The organism is Bacillus sp. Root920 (assembly GCF_001429445.1).
Taxonomy (GTDB): domain Bacteria; phylum Bacillota; class Bacilli; order Bacillales; family Bacillaceae; genus Bacillus; species Bacillus safensis.
Window position 1 is genome coordinate 105,690 of the sequence record NZ_LMJV01000008.1, and the last position, 21,839, is coordinate 127,528.

Annotated in this window: 5 protein-coding genes; all 5 read left to right on the forward strand. The window is 44.0% G+C overall.

The window, feature by feature from the left end; translation table 11 throughout:
• Positions 1–19: 19 nt before the first annotated feature.
• The 5 genes from ASE42_RS14305 to ASE42_RS14325 are packed head-to-tail and all read left to right on the forward strand — an operon-like array spanning position 20 to position 21,838.
• Complete coding sequence (locus tag ASE42_RS14305) at positions 20–2,689, forward strand: non-ribosomal peptide synthetase (protein WP_056767563.1); 2,670 nt, start codon at positions 20–22, stop codon at positions 2,687–2,689.
• Positions 2,682–7,184 carry a type I polyketide synthase gene (locus ASE42_RS14310; protein ID WP_056767565.1) on the forward strand — a complete coding sequence of 1,501 codons (4,503 nt, stop codon included), beginning with the start codon at positions 2,682–2,684 and terminating at the stop codon, positions 7,182–7,184. Before ASE42_RS14305 ends, ASE42_RS14310 begins: the two co-directional genes overlap by 8 nt.
• A gap of 18 nt (positions 7,185–7,202) precedes the next feature.
• Entirely contained in the window at positions 7,203–14,435 is a 7,233-nt protein-coding gene (locus ASE42_RS14315) for a type I polyketide synthase (RefSeq protein WP_056767856.1), read from the forward strand.
• Entirely contained in the window at positions 14,428–20,838 is a 6,411-nt protein-coding gene (locus tag ASE42_RS14320; RefSeq protein WP_056767568.1) for a type I polyketide synthase, read from the forward strand. Before ASE42_RS14315 ends, ASE42_RS14320 begins: the two co-directional genes overlap by 8 nt.
• Positions 20,831–21,838, forward strand: a complete 1,008-nt coding sequence (locus ASE42_RS14325) for a phosphotransferase enzyme family protein (RefSeq protein ID WP_056767571.1) — start codon at positions 20,831–20,833, stop codon at positions 21,836–21,838. Before ASE42_RS14320 ends, ASE42_RS14325 begins: the two co-directional genes overlap by 8 nt.
• The last annotated feature ends 1 nt before the right edge of the window (position 21,839 follow it).

Sequence of the window (21,839 nt, forward strand, 5' to 3'; positions counted from 1 at the left end):
CAAAGAGGTGAATGGAAGAGTGATTGAACATGATGATTTTCAACTGAAAGCAGCGGCGAAGGAAAGAGTGAGGGAAAGAGCCTACTGGACATCTATATTATCAGATGTTCAGCTGGATGGCCGCATTCCTCATACGGTTTCACATGCCAAGCCTGCTGCTATGAACCGATCGCTTCATTCGTCCTTCCCGATGGCTGTAAACCATTCGTTAAAGCAATTATGTGGAGATTCTGATTTGCGCTTGTTTATCGTGCTGACCACAGCCGCTTTTGGCTTGCTTCAGCGTTATAGCGGAAAAACTGAGTTGATGGTGACTGTTCCTACAATGGAACAGTCCGCCAATCAATCCACCATTAATCATATGTTGCCGCTTAAGGCAGAGATTGATCCTCATATGAGCTTTAGCGCAGGGTTAGACGCAGTGAAACAATCGTTTCAGGAGGCAGTGCGTCATCAAAACTATCCTGTTCATATTTTAATGGATGAGCTTTGGCATTCAGTAGGAGATGACAAGAAGCGTGTCAATCTGGCATGTGCGTTTGAGACATTGCATGGGCATACGGACCGAGAGCAGCTGCACGCGGATGTGCTCATTGTTTGGAAGAAAGAACAAGATCACCTTCATGCTGAAGTTCACTGGGATGCTTCCATTTATGACGATCGAATAATGGAGCAGTTCTCTAGACATTTCATGACACTGACAGAGCAATTTCTTAAAACGCCTGAACAAGCGATGAGCACACACTCATTTTTATCTGATATCGAGAAAAGTCAGCTGTTTGATTCGTTTCAAGGTGAGTCGCTCGCTTATCCAGTGGATCGTGATATTGTGTCATTATTTCAACAGCAAGTCCAATTGCATTCAGCACGAACGGCCGTTGTGTTTGGCACCACCTCCTATACATATGAAGAGGTTGATGATTTATCGGATCGCATTGCGCTTAGACTGTCTCAAAGTCAGATGACACGTGAGACTCCAGTTGGTCTCAGAATGAATCGGTCTGCTGAACTGGTCATTGCCATTCTTGGCATTTTAAAGGCTGGCTATGCTTACTTACCGATTGATGTCCATCTGCCGATTGAAAGAATTCGGTATATGCTCAAAAACAGCGGCGCTACAGCCATAGTATCGGACGAAGACGGACACGAAGGTTTGGATGTCGAAGTTCATGTTATTCAAGACATGCTTCAAGAATCCCCCATTACAGAGAATCTCACTTGGTCTATTTCGCCTTCGGATATGGCGTATGTCTTGTATACATCGGGTACGACTGGGCATCCAAAAGGGGTCGTTATTGAACATCGTCATGTTATTAATTTGGTATACGGAATGAAAACACGCTTTTTTGATCTACTCCCTGGTGATTTGCAAGTAGGGATGCTCGCTTCTCATATTTTTGATGCATCTGTTCAAACCTTGTTCCCGGCATTGCTGCTAGGGCATACGCTGCATATTGCCAAAGATGAAGTCCGTATGGATGGGCATGCGTTATGGTCATTTTATCGAGACAACCACATTCAGCTGTCAGATGTGACCCCCTCTCATTTAAAGCTGATGAACAAGGCAGCAGCGCAATCGAAACAAGACTTGCCTGCTTTGAACATGCTGCTTGTGGGCGGAGAAGTGTTCACAAAAGAGCTGATGGATCAATTTTTACAGCATGTATCAGGTGAAAAACTCATGATGATTAATGCATATGGGCCTACTGAATGTACGGTTCAGTCGTCATCCTTTTTGATTCCTCATGACTGGGATGAGCAAGTCATCCCTATTGGGCAGCCGATGCCAAATGAGCATATTTTCATATGTGACAAGCAAGGTGAGCCGGTGCCGATTGGTGTTTTTGGCGAATTGTATATAGCAGGTGCTGGTGTAGGCCGTGGGTACATCAATCATCCTGATCTCAACAAGGAGAAGTTTATCAAAAAAACAGAGCTGAGCAGCGGGATGTTATACGGTACGGGAGACCTTGCAAGATGGCGGTTTGATGGTTTATTAGAATTTGCTAAAAGAAACGACGGCCAAGTGAAAATCAGAGGATATCGAATTGAGCTCGAGGAAATCCGCAGAGCCCTTCTTGATGATCCAAACATACAAGGACTGGTCCAAGATGTCATTGTCATTCCTAAGGAAACGAAGGATCAGGACCAATATATTTGCGCATATATCATGGCAAAACAAGTGATAGATCAGCGCGCACTTCGACAATCTTTAAGTGAAAGATTACCAGGTTATATGGTGCCGAGGCATGTCATTCAAGTAGAGCAATTTCCTCTGAATCTATCAGGGAAATTGGATATTCAAGCACTGCCGAATCCAGAAGATCAGTTGGAAGGCAAAGCAGATCCGGTAACCATTCAAGTTCACAATGAAACAGAGCAGAAGCTTGTTCGTATTTTCGCGTCTATATTACAAGTCCCTGCTTCACAGATTCGTATAGATGAACCGTTTTTTGATTTAGGCGGGAACTCTTTTAATATCGTTGAGCTGTCCAATAGAGTGAAAGAGGAATTTCAGCAGGAGCTGACTGTGATGGAGCTGTTCCAATATACGACGGTTTCACAAATAGCTGCTCAATTAAAACACAAAGCATCAGGGCAAGAGCAACAAACAGAGGATGATGGAGAAAATGAAGCGGATGACTTAGAAAGTGCCGCACAACTGTTAGGCGGGATGATAGATGAGTAAGTTCACAGGATTAGAGGTTGCAGTGGTTGGGATGGCATGCCGTTTTCCGGGAGCGAAAAATATTCATCACTTCTGGGACAACCTTGCAAATGGGAGAGAGTCCATTACGTTCTTTTCTAAAGAAGAGCTGCTTGAGGCAGGAGTTGAACAAGAAGCATTAGAACATGATCAATATGTACGTGCCAAAGGAGCAGTCGATCAGCATGATCACTTTGATGCAGATTTCTTTGGTTATTCACAGCGTGAAGCAGAAGTAATGGACCCGCAAATCCGCATGTTTCATGAGGTCGCATGGGAATCCCTAGAAGATGCAGGCTATAACCCTGAAACGTATCAGGAGCCGATCGGTTTATTTGGAGCTGCTTCTGCTAATTTATACTGGCAAGCTGCTTCCATGCTGATGAGATCCAATCACTCATCTGAACAATTTGCGGCTGTTCAATTAACGGATAAAGATTTCATGAACACAAAGGTATCCTACAAATTGAATTTGAAGGGACCGAGCGTAGCTATTGATACAGCTTGTTCTTCCTCTTTGACTGCAATTCATATGGCGGCCCGCGCCCTGATTACTGGAGAATGTAAAATGGCACTCGCAGGCGGCGTCACCATTACGACCCCTCACAAAAAAGGATACATGTATCAAGAGGGCATGATCATGTCGCCGGATGGGCACTGCCGGGCTTTTGATGAACAGGCGGAAGGAACCGTTGGCGGTGAGGGCTGTGGAGTTGTTGTGCTCAAATCATTAAAGCAGGCACTAAAAGATAAGGACCATATCTATGGCGTGATTAAAGGGTCAGCCTATAACAATGACGGCGGGCGGAAGGTTGGCTACACAGCGCCAAGCATAGAAGGACAAAGCGAAGTGATTAAAAAGGCGCTCAACATCAGTCGTGTAGAAGCCGAAAGTATTTCTTATATAGAAGCACATGGCACAGGGACGACTCTTGGAGATCCGGTTGAAATTGAGTCGCTGAAGCAAGCCTTTCAAACAGATAAAAAACAGTTTTGTGCGATTGGGTCTGTGAAAACCAATATTGGTCATCTTGACTCAGCCGCAGGGATTGCAGGTTTTATCAAAACAACACTTAGTCTGTACCATCAGATGCTGCCGCCAAGCCTTCATTATAAAAAACCTAATCCGAAAATTGATTTTGAATCAAGCCCATTTTATGTGAATACAACACCTGTACCATGGAAGAACTCAGAGACCCCACTTCGTGCCGGTGTCAGCTCATTTGGAGTGGGCGGAACGAATGTGCACCTGATCATGGAAGAGGCACCCGCCGCCGATAAGCCGTCAGCAGACAGAGGTCATGAACTAATGGTGATTTCGGCAAGATCGAAGCAGGCGGTTCAAAAATCTGCTAAACAAATCACATCTTATTTAACAGAACAAACGAGCGTCTCACTATCCGATGCAGCATTTACGCTGCAAGAGGGACGAAAACATTTTCCTTATCGCCAAGCTTTTCTTGCAGGTCCTGACCGCACATTCCAGTCAGCCGGCCAGCCGCAAAAGGCCTTTCAGCAGCCTGCGGTCGTTTGGATGTTCTCTGGACAAGGTGCTCAGTATGTGAATATGGGCAAGGATTTATATGAGAAAGACCCTGTATTTAAACAAACGCTTCAGAAATGTTTTGCCATCATTTTATCCTTATCAGGTGTTGAGATCGAGAACGTGTTATATCCAACAACCGAAGAAGAGTTTATAGAAGCTGAACAACTCATGCAGCAAACGTCATATACACAAATCATCTTGTTTAGTTTTGAGTATGCGCTTGCGTCGAAGCTGATGGGACTAGGCATACGTCCGCATTATTTCATTGGTCATAGTATTGGAGAAATCACGGCTGCCTGTGTGGCTGGTATGATCCATCTTGAAGATGCAATCCGTATCGTTTTAAAAAGAGGCAGTTTGATGCAAAAAATGCCCCCAGGTGAAATGGCCGGTGTGTCACTCCCTGCCGAAGAGATTAAACATGATCTTCCAGAAGGTGTCGAGCTTTCTGCTGTGAATAGCTCACAATTATCCGTTGTTTCCGGTCCGTCAGATCGGTTACAGGGATATATCAAACAAGCTGAAAAAAGAGGAGCTTCTGTCCAAATATTGAAAACCTCTCACGCCTTTCATACGAGTATGATGGCTGAAGCGTCCGAACAGTTGAAGAACGTTCTCTCAGAGATCACCTATCAGCAGGGAGAGGTACCGATCCTTTCGAATGTGACAGGGAGCTGGTTAACGAATGAACAAGCCGCATCACCTGATTACTGGGCATCTCATATCAGGCAGCCTGTTTTGTTTAGTCAAGGATTAGAGACATTACTTGGACTCGGAGAGATGGTTTTCATTGAAGTGGGGCCAGGTCATACGTTAACTCAATTCGTGAGACGCCATGATCACTATGATGTGAACAAAGCAGCAGCCGTTTCATTGGTGAGACATCCAAAAGAACAAGCAGCTGATGATGAATATATGGAAAAGGCCATAGGGAAACTGTGGAGTTACGGAGTGGAGCTAAACTGGAGCGCTGTCAGAAAAGAAAAGGCACCATATCGAGTTTCACTGCCAACGTATCCATTTGAGCATCAAATATTCCCTTCACCGCAGTTTAAAGCAGATCAGATGATGTCTGCTTTAACGCCAGAAAAGATGGAGAAACGATCAGCTGATTTTCAAGACTGGTTTTACATTCCGGTATGGGAGCGCTCTTCACCTGTACTAAAGGAGCAACATCATCAAGGAAAACGCATCTTGGTATTTGAAAAAAATGGTCATATTGGCGCCTATTTGAAAGAACGGCATGCAGAAGTGATCAGCGTATGTCAAAGTGATCATACGATGAAAGAAAATGACCATTTGCTGAAGGCTGACGTTTATATGCTGTCACACTTAGAGTGGGTTATGGCTGAATTGCAGCAAGCTGGATTTATACCTGAAGAGATCATCTGGATGCATGATGAACTGACGAAAGATACCGATGATCAGCCAAACTACTTATCTGTGCTCGATCTCGTCAGACTAATCAGCCAGTATCATAACACAAGCATACGTCTTCACCTCGTGACAAGCCAAGCACATGATGTGATCGGCATGGAGAAGGTCAATCCACTTCAAGCAACATTTACAGGGCTAGCTTTGACCATTCCTCAAGAATATCAGCATATTGAGTGTCAGCATATTGATGTATGTGAGGATACAAAGGCGAATTGGCCGCTATTCCTTTCATACGAGATTGCAATGCACGATCAAGAAGCAGTCGTTGCGTATCGCGTGAACAGCAGATGGATTCGAAAAGCTTCGAGAACACCTTTAAGAAAAGAGGGATCGTCCAAGCAGCCTTTCAGGTCTAATGGCGTTTACCTCATTACTGGCGGTATGGGCGGTATTGGCTTCACACTAGCTCAACATTTAGCAGAAACGTATCAAGCAAAACTTGTGATCATGAGCCGTTCGCAAATACGTGAACGCGCTGCCTGGCATGAGCTGCGTGATGCGAATGGGAAAGAAGCTGAGATCGTGAAAAAGCTGATGACTCTTGAAGAGTTAGGAGCTGATGTACAAGCTGTACAAGGTGATGTGTCAGATAAAGATGCTGTGCAGAAAGCGGTTCAGCTGGCTCATACGGCATTTGGTCATTTGCATGGTGTCATTCATGCGGCAGGAGAGGCAGATGGGAAAATCATTCAAGCAAGAACAGCAGACGATGAAATTCGCATGTGTCAGGCAAAAATCAATGGGACCTATGTGCTGAATGAAGCACTCAAGGATGAAACGCTCGACTTCTTTTTACTTTGTTCCTCTCTTGTTTCCTTTCTTGGAGCGGCTGGACAAGTGGCTTATGCAGCTTCAAATGCTTTTCTGGACAGCTTTGCTCATGCCAAAAGGCAGGAAGGGAAGCCGGTTATCTCCTTAAATTGGGATCGGTGGGAGAAAGTCGGCATGGCACACGACTCGGCATTAGCGGCCAAAGTCAATGACATGATGGCGCTCGAGGAACAGGATGGAATTTCACCAGAACAAGGAATAAGAGCCGTCCAGGAAGTGCTGTGTCTAGATTATCCGCAAATTCTTGTATCCGTTCAAGATATAGGCGAGAGAATGAAACAACGCTTAACCTCTCTGCAGCAAGAAGAAGAGCCGTCTCAAGAGATATCTCAGATCATAGATGATCGTCTAGAAGCATCCTTAAGTGATGTACTCAGCTCCTTTTTTCCTCATGAGCCGGATGTGAATGAGAATTTCTTTGAAATGGGTGCGACATCCCTTGATTTACTGCAGATGAGCGGTCAAATCAAATCAATTTATGGCATAGAGGTTCCGGTGGTCATGATGTACAGCCATCCGACCATCGCGGCATTGGCAGCAGAACTAAAGAAGATTCATGGAGTAAAGGAAGAAAAGCAAGCTGTTACTGAATCAACCAATCTCCGAAAACAGGCGATGGCAGAAGGAAAAAATCGACGTAAACAGAGATTAAAACGAAAATAGATGGGAGAAATGCAGCGTATGTCTGATCAAGAGCAATGGATCGAATCTGGACTTGAAATTGCAGTCGTAGGATTAGCAGGTACGTTTCCCGGAGCACCGAATGTCCAATCGTTTTGGGAAAATATATCGCAAGGGAAAGAATCCGTTACGTTTTTCACTGATGAAGAATTAAAGGCAGCGGGTGTAGATGAGACGCTGTTAAAACGGTCTGATTATGTGAAGGCGAAGCCATATTTAGAAAATGCATCTTCTTTTGATGCAGACTTTTTTGGCTACTCTCCGCGAGAGGCATCCATTATGGACCCGCAAATTCGATTGATGCACGAATGCACATGGCATGCGCTAGAGGACGCTGGCTATGAGCCTGAGCAATACGAAGGGTTAATTGGCCTTTATGCCGGGGCATCTAGCAATTTATCGTGGATGGGGCAGCATATGTCGTCTCTTGAAAAGAATGAAGATGTGTTTCAAATCATGCATCTCAATGACCCGTCCTTCGCTTCCCGGGTTGCCTATAAATTAAATCTAAAAGGACCAAGTGTATCAGTGCAAACGGCTTGCTCCACGTCGCTTGTTGCTATCCATATGGCCTGCCAAGGATTAATCGGCGGCGAATGTGATCTTGCACTAGCGGGGGGCGTCACACTCCATCAGCCACAGATCACAGGATATCAATACCAGGAAGGAATGATTTATTCCCCTGATGGACATTGCCGTCCGTTTGATGAAAAAGCAAAAGGAACCATTTTTGGTGAAGGTGCAGGCGTTGTTGCACTAAAACGGTTAAAAGATGCGATAGAAGACGGAGATTTTATTTATGCCGTTGTAAAAGGATCTGCAACGAACAATGATGGAAGCAACAAAGTCGGCTATACAGCCCCAAGTGTCAGTGGACAGGCAAGTGTCATTGAATCTGCTTTAGAAATGGCCGAAACAGAGCCAGAGACAATTTCATATATCGAAGCACATGGAACAGGTACGCCTGTTGGAGATCCGATTGAGATTGAGGCACTTACTCGTGCTTTTCAAACAGAGCAAAAAGGCTTTTGCCGACTTGGGTCAGTCAAAGCCAATATTGGGCATTTAGATGCCGCCAGCGGTGTCGCTGGTTTTATCAAAACAGTCATGATGCTGCATCATCGACAATTTGCTCCAATGCCGCACTTTGAGAAGCCGAATCACCGTATTCCATTTGATCAAACGCCATTTTATGTTGGAACAGATAAAGAGGAGTGGAAGACGTCTCATTTGCCAAGGAGAGCTGGAGTCAGTGCCTTTGGTATAGGGGGAGCAAATGCCCATGTCATCTTAGAAGAGGCAAAGCCGAGAGAAGCAAACAGCACGACCTTGTCCAAAGAATTAATCGTGCTGTCAGCCAGATCAACGCATGATTTGAAGAACATGACAAAAAACTTGAAGGAATATGTCTCCTCACATCATGAACTCTCACTTGGTCAAGCAGCTTATACCTTACAAAGGGGAAGAAAAGCCTTCAAATATCGAAAAACGCTTGTATGTTCCACACGTGATGAATTATTAGAACAGCTACATGTGCTAAACGAAGAGACGCCAGGCAGAGAAAGTCTTCTTTATAAGCAGATAAACATGAGGCTGACTGGTTTTCATGAAGCAGGATTACGTGATTACATCAAGCTGTATGAGAAAGATCTTTCATTTAAAACAGAAGTGGATCGTTTAATGAGCCTCGTCCAATCCGTGATACCTATTAAAAAAGACAATCTGTTCCATTTCAAACAAAACGGTCACGCAGAAGTGGCTATGCTTATCATGACATTGGCTTTTGCCAGCCAGCTAAGATCACTCGGAATTGAACCAGACGTATGGATTGGAGAGGGCAGCGGGGTGTGGACAGCTTTATGTGCAGCAGATGGGCTTGAGCTAACAGAGGCGGTATCTATTGTATACCGCCTTCATGACAACCAGATGATCAATCAAAAGTTGGCTGCATTGCCTCAGAAGACACTCCAACAGCCTGTTTACATTGCGCAGACAGGGGAGGAACTAACTGCTTTCGATCCATCGTCTGCAATGCGTTTTCTTGATATAGAACAGCCTGTAAAATCGCCTTTGTTCAAGCAAGAATCAACAGCCTTGATGATTGATCTTTCAAAGAAACAAGGAATTGTGGTTGAAAAGGGAGCAGAAAAAACAACCGAACCACTTGATGGAGACCTGATGCAAGTCGCAGGTGTTCTTTGGGAAATGGGGGTCGACTTAGCTTTTCCTTTAACAGAGGAGAAGAATAGGAAGCGCATTCCGCTTCCAGGCTATCCATTTCATAAAACAGATTTCTCTGTACAAACAAAAACGATGGCAGCTATTGAACCACAAAAGCCGAAGGCTGTGAAGCGTGACTTTCCTTCACTCGCCTCTTTACAAAAAGATATTCACACCATTGTTCAAACTCATTTTGGATTTGATCAAATGGATGATGACTCGCCATTTTTTGAATTTGGTGCGACATCACTTGATATATCTCAGCTTGCAGCAAAAATCTCTGAGCGAATGGATCAACAAATTGACACTGTTCAATTGTATCGGTTTGCTACAGTTGCAAGTCTTTCTGAATACTTATTTAAAGAACAGACGGAACGTGAGCAAACACCAGCTTCTTTCCCAAAAAGAAATACATCACAGGAAAATCCAGATATTGCGATTGTCGGAATGGCAGGAAGATTCCCAGGGGCTTCATCGCTAGAAGACTTTTGGCAGCGTCTTGTGAATGGCGAGGAAATGATTCACTTTTTCACAGAAGAAGAACTCAAGAAAGCAGGGCTGGATGCGTCAGTCTATCAACATCCGAATTTCATTGGAGCAAAAGGACGTTTACAAGAAATTGAAGGTTTTGATGCAGATTTCTTCAACTATTCTGCTAGAGAGGCAGAGCTAATGGATCCACAATTCAGGCTCTTACATGAATGTGCTTGGGAAGCGCTGGAGGATGCTGGCTGTGACCCTGATAGAATGGCAGGGAAAATTGGAGTTTATACAGGAACAAGCCCAAATCATGAATGGCTGACACGCTTTGCACATCAAATGGAAGCAACCGAGCAATTCAGCGCAATGCTGTTAAATGATCGTGAGTTCTTTAGTACGCAGCTTTCTTATAAATTGAATCTACACGGGCCTAGTGTGACGATGCAGACAGCTTGTTCGACCTCACTTGTCAACATTGGCATGGCCTGTCAAGCATTATTGAATCAAGAATGTGATGCAGCGCTGGCTGGAGGTGTGACGGTCAGTTCTCCAGAAAATATCGGCTATATTTATCAAGATGGAATGATTCAATCAAAAGATGGCCATTGCCGTCCGTTTGACCAAGAGGCGAGCGGAACCATTTTCGGAGATGGAGCGGGGATCGTTCTGTTAAAACGTTATGAAGATGCGATAAGAGATGGCAACCCGATTCATGCGGTGATCAAAGGGGTTGGCGTGAACAATGATGGCAGCCGAAAAGCTGGTTTTACCGCTCCGAGTGTGGAAGGGCAGGCAGAGGTATTAAAAGAAACGTATGAAAAATCAGGTATAGATCCCGCGTCTATCGGTTATTTAGAAGCGCATGGTACGGGGACAAAAATGGGAGATCCAATTGAAGTATCCGCCCTTAGCCAAGTGTTCAAAGGAACAGAGCCGCTGACAATCCCAATCGGTTCAGTTAAAAGTAATGTCGGACATTTAAATAGTGCGGCAGGGATTGCAGGTCTGTTTAAAGCCATTTTGGCTATTCAGCACAAAACGATCCCGCCAACCATTCATTATGAATCACCCAATCAGGAGATTCCTTTTAAAGATACACCGTTTTATGTGAATCAAAAGGCGCTGTATTGGAAGGAATCAGATAAGCCGAGAAGAGCAGGGGTTAGTTCTTTCGGTATCGGCGGGACAAATGCCCATATGATCATAGAAGAAGGCATACAGGTAAAGCAAAAGTCAGCTTCTAAGCAAAAGCAGCTGCTCGTTTTATCTGCAAAAACGGATACCGCTTTAGCGAAAATGACAGATCAATTAAAGCAGTATGTGATACAGCATCCTCAAGTTTCGCTTGAAGATATTGCTTATACATTGCGTTATGGCAGAAAGCAATTTCCATACCGAAAAGCCATTGTACTTGCTTCTGCTGATGAATGGCTGCAGCAGAAACAGCTTGAAACGAGTGTGTTCCGAAGCAAAAAATGGCGTAAAGCTACCTTTATGTTTTCAGGTCAAGGTGCTCAATATGCTGGCATGATGCGCGAATTATACGATGCAGAACCAGTGTTCAAATGGGAAGTGGATAGATGCTTCAAATATGTAATGGAGACGGAGCAAGTTGATTTAAAAGGCATTGTTTTTCCAGAGGATGAAACGAATGAAGACATCACAAAAACGTCAAATGCTCAGCCGCTGCTCTTTATATTTGAGTACGCATTAGCAAAATTACTTCAGCATAGTGGTGTTGAGCCAGAATCAATGATTGGGCACAGTATCGGAGAATATGTTGCCGCTTGCTTGGCAGGGGTTTTTTCTCTGGAGTCAGCATTAACACTCGTAATGGCAAGAGGCAGGTTGATGCAAGGAATGGAAAAAGGCGCCATGCTTAGTGTGCAATTATCCGAGGCGGAGCTGAATTCGATCATCGATGAATCGCTTTCGATTGCTGCAGTCAATGCAAAAGACCTTTGTGTCGTTTCTGGTAAAGAAGAGCATATCACCGCTTTTGAAAAGAAATTACAGGACAAAGGAATTGTGACAAGACAGCTCCATACTTCTCATGCTTTTCATTCCTATATGATGGAGCCGATGCTTGAGGCGTTTCAACAATTCGTAGAGAAAGTAGAACTGCATGAGCCGACGATCCCGTTCATATCAAATGTGACAGGCACCTGGGCGACAAATGAAGAGGTGATGACAGCATCTTATTGGACCAACCATCTGCGTGGAACCGTTCGTTTTCATGAAGGTTTATCACAGCTGTTAACCGATGAAGTACGAGCTCTCATTGAGGTCGGACCTGGAAACAGCTTGACGGCATTAGCGAAACGTCATGAAAACAAAGAGTCTCATCATGATGTCCTAAATATGGTGAGGCATGCAAGGGAACAAGCGGATGACCATGCGTATTTCTTAAAACGTATAGGAGAGCTATGGGCAGGCGGTTATGAGGTCAAAACGCAGCCGCATCCAACTCAAGAGGAACGACAGCTTGTATCGCTTCCCACATATCCATTCGAACGAAAACGATATTGGATTGAAGCAGGGAAGCCCGCTTCTCCGCAGCTGTCCATTCCTAAGGAAACGAAGAAAAAAGAGATGAAAGAATGGTTCTATCTGCCTTCATGGGAGCAGCAGCCTCTAAAACCAGTTTTCGAAAAAGAACCAGAAGAGCAAACGTGGCTCATTTTCAAGGAACAGGATGCCTTTCATGAACTGTTTGAACAATCATTCAAAGAACAAGGAATCAAGGTCATTTTTGTCACAAAGGGTGAGGTCTATCAAGAGCTGGAGCAGGCGTTTACGATCAATCCGGCAGAAGGTAAGCACTACAGAAACATGCTAGATTCATTGTCTAATAAAGGTATCAATATCAATCGGATTCTGCATTTATGGGAATCTGCGAAAGAAGAGGACGGCTTGAATCGCCAAGCTGCATTTCAGACGCACATTGAAAAGGGCTATTACAGCTTAATTTTCTTATCTCAAGCGATTGCTGCACAAAAAAATATTCGAGAATGCCGTTTGTTTACTGTCACTAGCGGAATTCAGCCAGTTACAGGGAATGAGATGATATGTGCAGAGAAAAGCGCAATGCTTGGGCCGGTTAAAGTCATTTCACAGGAATACCATCACATTAAATGCTGGAATATCGATGTGGAAGATGTGCCGGATGTTATGACTTGGAAGGAACAGGAACTTGTCGATCTTATTGGGCAGGAAATTATGCAGCCTGGAAAAGACCAGCTTGTAGCGTATCGCAATCGTCAACGCTGGGTGCAGAGCTACAAACGTTTGCCGCTGCAAAAAGAAGATGGACTTCCGAAACTGATCAGGCCAAATGGTGTGTATCTCATCACGGGTGGTTTAGGCGGCATTGGATTTGTTCTATCAAAGATGCTGGCGAAAGAAGGAAATGTTCATCTTTATTTAACAGGAAGAACGGCATTGCCGCCAAGAGATGAATGGGCGTCATTTGTACAACAAGAGAATGCCGATGAAGCGCAGCGTACGAGAATTAAGAAGGTACTCGAGCTTGAACGATTAGGTGCAACAGTAGAAGCGGTGCAGGCGAATGCAGGAGATCTTAAGCAGATGAAACATGTTTTTGAAATCATTCGCAAAAAGCATGGCGGCGTTGATGGTGTGTTCCATGCGGCAGGATTACCAGGAAGTACATCCTTCCGAGCCATTAAAGATATCCCATCTACACTGGCGCAGGGAGAGGATCAATTCCAATCAAAAGTGAAAGGGCTCGATGTGCTAGAGCAGCTGCTGGAGCAAGAACAAGCGGATTTTTGTCTCCTCTTTTCATCCATAAGTGCACTGCTCGGGGGCTTAGGATTCTCTGCTTACTCAGCAGCTAACTTATATATGGACGCATTTGCAGCTAGACTCAATCAAAATAGTCAAACTCCATGGATGTGTGTGAACTGGGATGCGTGGAATTTCTGGGGTGAGCTAGAATCCACAATTGGTGAATCGATTAATGAGCTTGCGATTTTACCAGAAGAGGGTGCTGAGCTGTTCCAATATGTTCTGTCTAACCGGCAGAATCGTCACATGCTCGTGTCCACAGGAAATCTTGAAGAACGGATAGATCAATGGCTGTCATTAGAATCGAAGGCTGCAGCGAGTGCGGATTCATATGAAGTGTCTAAGCACGAAAGACCAGAGCTGGGCAATCCGTATGTGGCTCCTCGAAATGAAACTGAAAAAGTGATCTGTCAAGTGTGGCAGGATTTTATGGGCATGGAGCAAGTGGGCATTCACGACAACTTCTTTGATTTAGGTGCAAGCTCGCTGGATATTGTTCAAGTGACCAATCGGTTAAATCAAGCACTTCAAACAAATGAAGCAGTGGTGACCTTGTTTACGTACCCATCTGTCGCAGAGCTTGCAAAATATATTCAGCCTTCTGAGGAATCGAAGGAAGATACGATGGAAGAAGAACTAGCCGTCGTCACATCAGGTGATCGAAGAGCTCGTTTTAAACAGCAACGGAATAAAAGATTGAGAGGCGGAATCGAGAATGAATGATACAACGAATCACTATCATGGCGCAGAAATTGCTGTTATCGGTCTTGCAGGTCGTTTTCCAGGTGCCAAAAACGTAGATGAATACTGGGAGAATCTGAAAAAAGGAAAAGAAACAATCTCCTTTTTTACAGAGGAAGAATTACGAAGTGAAGGAACTGATGAAGCCTTATTGAAAAACCCTCGTTTTGTCAAAGCAAAAGGGATGCTTGACGATGTCGATTTATTTGATGCGGATTTCTTTGACTATACTCCAAAGGAAGCGGCTATGATGGATCCGCAGTTCAGACTGTTTCATGAATGTGTTTGGACGGCACTTGAAGATGCTGGGTATGATCCGTTTGAATATAAAGGGCAAATCGGTCTTTATACAGGTGCAGGAATCAATACAGAATGGGTAATGAGAGCACTTCAAGGGGCAGCTCAAGGTGAGGATTCAAAAACGCTGGAAGCTGCTGTTCTAAATATGCGTGACTATTTGGCGACGATGATTTCGTATAAATTAAATCTAAAAGGACCGAGTATGGTGGTGCAAACCGCCTGCTCGACCTCGATGGTGTCGATTCATTTAGCTGTTCAGGCTTTATTAAGCGGAGACTGTCATATGGCTGTTGCAGGCGGTGTGTCCATTCGCCTGCCGCAAAAATCGGGCTATCTATATCAAGAAGGAATGATCCATTCTTCCGACGGTCACTGCCGCGTCTTTGATAATAAAGCAGATGGAACCGTTTTTGGAGATGGTGCAGGAGCTGTTATTTTAAAAAATTTAGAGGATGCAATTGAAGACGGCGATCACATTTATGCTGTTATTAAAGGATCTTCTATTAATAATGATGGAAATAGAAAAGTAGGGTATACGGCACCGAGTACGAAAGGCCAAGTATCAGCTATTAAGACAGCACTTCGAATGGCTGAGGTTGAACCTGAATCCATTTCTTATATTGAAGCACATGGAACCGGAACAACACTCGGAGATCCGATTGAAATTGAAGCACTCAAGCAAGCGTTTGATACAGATAAAAAAGGCTTTTGCCGCATTGGTTCTGTCAAATCAAATGTTGGTCATTTGAATGATGCATCAGGTGTCGCCGGCTTTATTAAAACCGTATTAAGCTTAAAGCATCAAGTGATTCCGCCAACGATTCATTTTGAAACACCGAATGAAAAAATTGAATTTGCTGATTCTCCATTCGTTGTAAATACGGATTTGACGCCATGGAGCGAGCAGGCATCTCCTCGCAGGGCAGGTGTAAGCTCATTTGGGATTGGTGGAACAAACGCTCATGTCATTTTAGAAGAAGCACCTGCTGCACCTGTCCCAGCAGATCGCACAGAAGATAGCGAACTTCTTTTATTATCTGCGAAAACACCGGCAGCCCTTGAAAAAATGACGGATCGCCTTGCTGACTATTTACTTCAGCATCAGCAGCATATCCGTTTAAGTGATGTCGCCTATACGCTGCAAACAGGGCGCCATCATTTCCCGCATAAACGTGTCATTCTTGGAAGTGATACAGCTGACATGTTACAGGCGCTGAATCAAAGGTCAAAAGAGGTGGTCAAGACGGCCAGCTCTCAAACATCGAGCCGGCCAATCGTCTTTCTTTTCCCAGGCCAAGGATCTCAGTATGTGGACATGGGGCGTCAGCTTTATGACAAGTATCCAGTTTTTAAGAAAGCACTGGATCAATGCTTGAATCAATTCAAACAGCATGTCTCCGTTGACCCGTTCAGCATATTATTCTCAACAGAAGCAAGCGATGATCCTCAATTGATCAACCAAACCGAATACACACAGCCGCTTCTGTTTAGTATGGAATACGCTTTGGCTGAATTGCTGATTCATTTTGGCATCAAACCGCAGGCGATGATCGGCCACAGTATTGGAGAATACACTGCTGCTGCCGTATCTGGTTTACTGTCTGTTGAAGATGCCGTAGATCTCGTCTGTTATCGCGGACAGCTGATTAGCCAGCTTCCAAAAGGCTCTATGCTGAGCGTACCTTTGAGTGAACAGAAAGTGCTGTCATATTTGACGGATGACCTTTCACTTGCGGCAGTAAATGGACCTGAGTTATGTGTGGTGTCTGGTGAGACGGCATCTATTGATGCACTCGCTGAGAAGCTGGAGGCAGCTGGACATGGGTGCAGAAAGCTTCACACCTCTCATGCCTTCCACTCTAAAATGATGGATGATATCCTGCCGTCATTCAAAGAAAAGGTAGCTGAGTATCAATTGAATGCGCCATCTATCCCGTATATTTCTAACGTCACAGGTACGTGGATTGAACATGAAGCAGTACAAGATCCAGCATACTGGGCTGATCACTTGCGGCAAGCAGTTCGTTTCCGTGATGGAGCAGAGACATTATTAACGGAGCTTGATCCCATTTTTATTGAAGTTGGACCGGGGAATACGTTAAGCGCCTTTATTCGTCAAGTCTCAAAGGATCACCATCAGCAGCCGATTCCATTGATGCGTCACCCGAAAGAAGAGGCAGCAGATGACCGCTACCTGCTGGGAAGATTGGGTGACATCTGGCTTCAAGGAGTGCCTGTGGACTGGACAAAATTACGAAATCAGAAATCGAATCAAAAAGTATCCCTGCCAACTTATCCGTTTGAACGACAAAGATATTGGATTGAAAAGGTAGATACAGCCGCCTTATCCTCGTCTTCAGGTGTGCAAATGGTCGTGCCGAAGGAAAACAAAGGGCAGGAAATAGAAGAAAGCAATCAATATCAATCCACCGAGGCGAATGATATAGAAGCAACATTACAGCGGATGTGGAAAGATATTTTAGGAATTGAAAAGGTGGGAAGAGACGATCACTTCTTTGAGCTTGGAGGACATTCGTTAAATGCGACTGGTCTTATTTCTCAAATTCACAAAGAGTTTGGTGTAGAACTAACGCTCACAGATATGTTCAACAATCCGACGATCGAGAAGCTCCAAGCATTCATTGAAAAGGCAGAGAAACATCAATATTTCAAAATTGAACAGGTGGAACAGAAAGACACGTACCCATTATCCGCCGCTCAAAGACGAACATTCCTCATTCATCAGCGTATTGGTCAAGTGACTTCATATAACATGCCAATGGCTCTGAGATGTAAAGGTGAAATCGACGCCGAGCGCTTTGAACAGACCTTTAAGCAATTAATTGATCGTCATGAAACCTTGCGAACGACCTTTGAGTTAAAGGATGGAGAACCTGTTCAGCGCGTCCATGATGATTTTCAATTTGCTGTTGAAATGACTGAGGCTGATGAACAAGAATTAGAAGCACAAATCGATGAATTCATTCGTCCATTTGACTTAAAGGCTGCACCATTGATTCGTGTGCGTTTTGTGAAAATTGTAGAAGATGATCATCTGTTATTAGTTGATATGCATAATATTGTCGCTGATGGAGCGAGCATGAACATCTTTATTAAAGAATTTACTGAGCTCTATCGCGGGGAAACCTTGCCGGAACTTACTGTGCAATATAAAGATTATGCAGTGTGGCAAGACAAATATTTCCGCAGCGAGATGTTTCAAAAGCAGCAGGATTATTGGAAGGAGCAAATGGGCTCAAATGTTCCGACTTTAACAATGCCATATGATTTTGAACGAAAGGAACAATCCTTTTTGGGAAGAGCGATCAAATTTAATATTGAACCGCACATCGTTGAGAAAATTGAACAGCTCGCTGAACGATATCAGCTGACCAATAACGTCATCTTGTTCCAGCTTTATGGCCTGCTGCTCTCACGTTATGCCGATCAGCAAGAACTGATTGTCGGTTCTCTTGTGGCTGGAAGACGTCATGCAGATATTGAGCATACGATTGGGATGTTTACGAACTTCCTGCCAATCAAACTAGAAATGGCACAAGAAGCATCCTTTATAGAACAATTGGTACAGACAAAACAAGTTCTACTCGATGCGTACGACCATCAAGAATACCCGTTTGACCAAATGGTCGAGCATTTGAATCCAAAAACAAGGCCGCATCGCAATCCATTCTTTGATACGATGCTTATCTATCACAATGAATACGATCCGAATATTAAAATTGAAGCTGATGGACTGACCTTTGAAACGCATGAGTTTGCAAAGGGAATTTCCAAACTCGATATGAAAATGGATGTTGTCAGAGAGGTAACGGGTGAGTTAAAGTGCGTCCTTCAATACAACCTTGCTCTGTTTAAACATGAGACGATGCAAGCTTTCGTCAAGCACTTCCAGCACTTGATCGAACAAGCTGTTCAAACACCAGATCAACTGCTCAAGGATTTCGCTGTGCTTTCACAGGAAGAAGAACAAGCAGCAAAAGAGAAAAGAGATCGTGCAGAGAAAAAAGAACCACTTGTGCTCACAATCAGCTCGACATTTACAGCAGATCCAGTTGCTCCTTACATTCAGTATTGGACCAAGCAGTTTGATGTGCAGTTCGATATTCAGTTTGCACCGTATGGGCAGGTGTATCAGGAGCTGTTAAATGAGCGCAGCCTTATCTCACAGAAGAAAAACGGTGCAAATCTTCTCCTCATTCGTCTAGAGGATATCGCTGGTCCAGCCCATCTCTCACTGGATGAAAAGAAAAAACTGGCTTCAGAGCATGCAGAAGAACTTGTAAATGTTCTGAAATCAAAAACAAAACATAACCTATATTTCGTTGGTATACTGCCGATAAGTGCGGCTCTTAGGGACACGTTGCAAGACGTGGAACAAGAGTGGATTGCTCAGTTATCTAAGATAGGCGGTGTTCAGTTGATCGACTGTCGTCACCTTGCTCATCAATATCAGCTCGATGACATTTTTGATGAAAAAGGAGAGCAAGCCGCACATCTCCCATTCACTGAAGTCTTTTGCGGTGCCATCGGTACAAAAGTCGCGCGAGAGATTGTGGCATGGAAAGGTGCACCATTTAAGGTAGTGGCCATTGATTGTGATCATACGCTGTGGAGAGGTATTGTTTCAGAAGACGGTGTGGAAGGCATCGACATTACGCCAGAACATCAAATGCTTCAGCGCTTCTTAAAGCAAAAACAACAAGAGGGAATGCTGCTTGTGCTAAGCAGCAGAAATAATGAAGAAGATGTGTGGCGTGTGTTTGAAAACCACCCAGATATGGTCTTACAAAAAGACGATATTGTCGACTGGCGGATCAATTGGGAAAGTAAACCGGGACATCTAAAAGAAATGGCAGATTCACTGAACCTTTCATTATCTCAGTTTATTTTCTTAGATGATGACCCAGCTCAGTGCTTGCGAATGAATGAAGAGCTGCCAGAAGTGATGACATTGCTCTTACCTGCCAATGAAAAAGCCATTCCATTATTTGTTGAGCATGCTTGGGCTTTTGACCGTTATGATGTTACGGATGAGGATAGAGGGCGAACCATGAGCTACAAAGCTGAAAAAGCTCGTCAAAAAGAGAAAGCAGAGTCGCCGTCAATGGAACAATTTTTACAAGATTTGAACTTGCACATGAGTATAACAGAGTGGGGAGAGCAGCACCTTGCGCGTGTGGCACAAATGAGCAGCCGCATTAACCAATTCCGCTTAAATGATCTGCACTTTGATGAACAGCAGCTGAGAGAGCGGATGGAAAATGAGCATGTTCAGGGCTGGCTCATTGAGGCAGCAGATCGCTTCAGTCATGAAGGGATTGTAGGAGCGATCTTGGCTCATCATGCAGACGACACGTTGAAAATTGATGCATGGATGCTAAGCTGCCGTGCTCTAGGGAAAGGGATTGAGCAAAAATGTCTGACCTGGCTCGCCGAATACAGCCGTCAGCACCAGCTTTCTTCCATTGAATTTACGTTTGTATCGACCGGACGTAATGAACTATTCAAGTCATTTATGGAAGAGCACCAGATCCAGGAGATCGAGGGGCAGCAAACGTATCGTATACAAGTGGGGGAAATCGGTTCATTGAGTGATCACATTCAAATCGCCGGTCACCTGTCACCTCCTCAGCACTCGACTGAAGAAAAAGAGGATCACAAGATGGAGGCAGCAAGTCATCTCGCTTCTAAAGGTTTTACATGGGAAACGGTTCAAACAGATCAAACGCTGCATAGCGGTTATGTAAAAGCCCTTGAGGTACATGATGAAGATAGTCTACGTTCATTATTAACGACAAAATTTACACAGGATCAAGGACTTTATGCACAGCCAACCAATGAACGTGAGGCATTACTTTTAGACATTTGGTGTGACATTCTTCATGTGGAAAAAGTAGGAATTGACAACGACTTTTTCGATTTAGGAGGAAATTCTTTACTTGCTGTCAAAATGGAAGTAGAGATTGAAAAGAAGGGTTGGTATGTTGATGATTTGAATTTTGCTGAAAAACACACCATTCGCGAATTAGCAAAATATATGAAGAGGGAGAATCAGCATGCATAAAGATGTAAAAGCCATATATGAAGAATCAAAAATTTTAGATGAGGCTACTCATTTATACGGGGTCAAGCGAAGTGATATCCACTTTATCGCAGATGCAGAAAACTATGTGTATGAACTAAAAAAAGATGGAGAGTCTTTCATTTTAAAAATTACTCATACCATCCGCAGATCACCTAATTATATTTTAGGTGAAATGGAATGGCTGCATCACTTAGCGAAGGGCGGACTTTCCGTTGCGAAACCAATTGCTTCATTAAATGGCCGTGATATCGAGCAAGTAGACGATGGGCAGGGCGGCGCATTTCTGCTTCGAGTCTATGAAAAAGCACCAGGTCGTAAAGTCGAAGAGGCGGACTGGAACGATGAATTATTTTATGCCCTTGGACAGTACACAGGTCGCATGCACAAACTGACAAAAAGCTATCATTTGTCAGACCCGCGTTATAAAAGACAAGAGTGGGATGAAGAGGAGCAGCTGAAACTGCGTAAATATGTACCGGCAGATCAGACCCTTGTTTTCGAACAAGCGGATCGGTTGATGGAAAAGCTGGCAAAGCTTCCGAAAAATCAAGATACGTACGGATTGGTTCATGCGGATCTTCATCACGGAAACTTCCACTGGGATCAAGGGAAAATTACGACCTTCGATTTCGATGATATTGGGTACAACTGGTTTATGAATGACATTAGTATTTTGCTATACAATGTCTTGTGGTACCCAGTAATTCCATACGAAGACAAAGCTGCTTTTGCAGGAAACTTTATGAAACAGTTCCTTAAAGGCTATCGTGAAGAGAATGAACTTGGAGATGAGTGGCTTGCCTATATTCCTGATTTCCTACGTTTACGTCACATGCTGATCTATGGCTTGCTGCATCAAGCATTTGATTTAGCTGACATCGGAGAAGAAGAAAAGGCGATGCTCGCCGGCTTCCGTTCCGACATTGAAGAAGCAGCACCTATAACGACGTTTGACTTTACAAAGCTAAGTCAATCTTAAA